This is a genomic window from Mycobacterium sp. (assembly GCF_044370595.1).
In the GTDB taxonomy this organism is placed as follows: Bacteria; Actinomycetota; Actinomycetes; order Mycobacteriales; family Mycobacteriaceae; genus Mycobacterium.
This window is the reverse complement of record NZ_JBILVF010000265.1, coordinates 1-2,508: the sequence shown is the minus strand read 5'-3', so window position 1 is coordinate 2,508 and position 2,508 is coordinate 1. Positions and strand designations below refer to the sequence as shown.

The 2,508-nt window shown below is 67.6% G+C and carries 2 protein-coding genes; both read right to left on the bottom strand.

What is annotated here, in order from left to right; genetic code table 11:
- On the bottom strand, window positions 1–915 hold a 915-nt coding region (locus ADBZ5N_RS18645; RefSeq protein ID WP_526260048.1), incomplete at its 3' end, for a glutamate-5-semialdehyde dehydrogenase.
- Window positions 916–1,021: 106 nt separating this feature from the next.
- Window positions 1,022–2,508: VCBS domain-containing protein (locus tag ADBZ5N_RS18640; protein WP_526260046.1), on the bottom strand; the 1,487-nt coding region annotated here is incomplete at its 5' end.

Below are 2,508 nucleotides of genomic sequence, written 5' to 3'. Positions count from 1 at the left end.
TTCCTCGTCGGTGGGGTTGTCGTGGACGGTGACCCCGGCCTGCTCCAGTGCGGCCACCAGACGCGGCATCGCGGCGCCGGCGATGGCCCGGTCGACCAGCAGGGTCTCGGCGGTGTTGCAGACGCTGGGCCGGCGGGTCTTGGCGTTCACCACGATTCGCTCGGCGACGTCGAGGTCGGCGTCGGCGTGGACGTAGACGTGGCAGTTGCCGACGCCGGTCTCGATGGTGGGTACCGTCGCGTCGCGCACCACCGCCTCGATCAGGCCGGCGCCGCCGCGGGGGATCACCACGTCGACCAGGCCGCGGGCCTGGATCAGGTGGGTGACGCTGGAGCGCTCGGCGCTGGGCAGCAGCTGCACGGCGTCCTCGGGCAGGCCCTCGCCGCACAGTGCGCCGCGCAGCACCGTCACCAGTTCGGCGTTGGAGTGGGCGGCCGACGAACTGCCGCGCAGCAGAACGGCATTGCCCGATTTGAGGGTGAGCCCGAAGGCGTCGACGGTCACGTTGGGCCGGCCCTCGTACACCATGCCGACCACACCCAGCGGGACGCGCTGCTGGCGCACCTGCAGCCCGTTGGGCATGGTCCGGCCGCGCAGCACCTCCCCGACCGGGTCGGGCAGTCCGGCGACCTGACGCAGACCCGAGGCGATGCCGTCGATGCGGTGCGGGTTGAGCGCGAGCCGGTCGATCATCGCCTCGGAGGTGCCGGCCGCGCGGGCGGCGTCCACGTCGGCGGCGTTGGCGGCCAGGATCTGGTGGGTGTGGTCCAGCACCGCGTCGGCGGCAGCATGCAGGGCCCGGTCCTTCTCGGCGGTGGTGAGGGTGCCGAGCACGCGGGCGGCGACCCGGGCCCGGCGGGCCGCGGAGTGCACGGCCTCGCGCACGTCAGGGGCGGCCTCGGTGTGCAGACTCATCGGTCTAGGGTAGCGTTCCCGACCACAGCAAAGACGATCGACGCCCACTCTCTGCGGCCAGGGGAATTGACGCCGACTTAGGAAAGAAAGCCCTGCTCGGCGACCGCTACGCGGTCTCGGAAGCCGGGCTGCCCTTCACATAGACCGTGATGGTTTGGGTCGCGGTGCGCCCCGCGCCGTTGCTGGCGGTAACGGCGAAGGTGTCGGTGGTCGACGGCGTCGCGGACTGCCGTTGCTCGCTGGTGGGTACGTAGGTGAACGCCCCAGTGTCCGAGTTGATGGTGACTCGTCCTCCACCGGTGGAGGTGGCCGGGGCGCTGTAGGTCAGCGTCCGTCCAAACGGGTCGGTGAACGCCGCCGTTCCCGTCGTGACTTCCGTGGTGATGGTCAGCGAGTTCACGCCGTAGCCGGGTGACCCTGCCGATGTCGCGATGGGAACGGCCGTGGCGTGGATCAGCGAGTCGAAGTTCACCCCCGTGTATGCCCTGTTGGCGTACTTCGCGTAGAGCACTGAGGCGTCGACGTTCGAACCACTCTGGGTCAACAACACCTTGACAGTCTTCGCGTAAGTGGAGTCAGTGACTTGGATTTGAACCGTCGCCCATCGTTTTCCACCGGGGTACGTCCCGTTAGTGAAGTGGTACGGAACCTCGTCACCCCCCACCCAGGCGCCCGCCAAGTTGCCGGTGATCCCGACGATCTCGTCGAGGGTCGTGTTGGTGAAGACCGTTGTGGACGCCGCCGCGGGCAGGAAGGAACTGGAGAAGGTCTTCGTGCTGAGGGTCGGGTTGCCCACCGTTGGGGTGCCGGCTACCGGGGTGCCCGGGTCGACGGCCACGGTCACGGTCTGGCTGGTGGTACGAACCCCGTTGTCAGCGGTGATGGTGAAGGTGTCGGTGGTCGATCCGCCGGCGGCTTGGCGCTGGGCCTGAGTCGGGGTGTAGGTGTACGCCCCGGTGGTCGGGTCGACGCTGACGGTGCCACCGCCGGTGGAGGTGGCCGGTGCGCTGTAGGACAGGGCCCGGTTGGCGGTGTCGGTGAACGTCACCGTGCCGGTGATTTCGCCGGTGGCGGAGTCGGGATTTCCGTAGGGGTAGTAACTCGAGGCGCCGAACGCGAAGTTCGCGTACGCCTCGTCGTTGAGATAGTCGAAACTGAACGAATCCACGGCCTGATTGAGTTGCACCACCATGAAGCCCTCAGTGCCGGTGATGCGCGTCGTGGCGTCGGCGGTGCCTTGGTCCACCGTCACGCCCTGGGACCAGAGGATCTGTACCGGCGCGGAGAAGGCGATCGAGACCGGAGTGGATGGGTTTCCGATTGACGAGAAGGCCATCAACGGTTGGCTTGGCGCCCCGAATGCGAGGACGTTGTGCGAAGCAACCCAGTTGGCGATCGTCGGATTGTCGTTCGGAACTCCGAACTCGCTGGGGAATTCCGCCCAGTTGTACATGTAGGACGTCGTGAGGATCGGGGAGCCCTGCGCTGTCGTCATCGTGTAGGTGAAGGGAACGCCTGCCACGGTCCCGTGCGCGACACCGTTTGTGGAGTTGATGTCGCTATAGGTGGCCCAATCGAAAAGGTCCTGGCCGG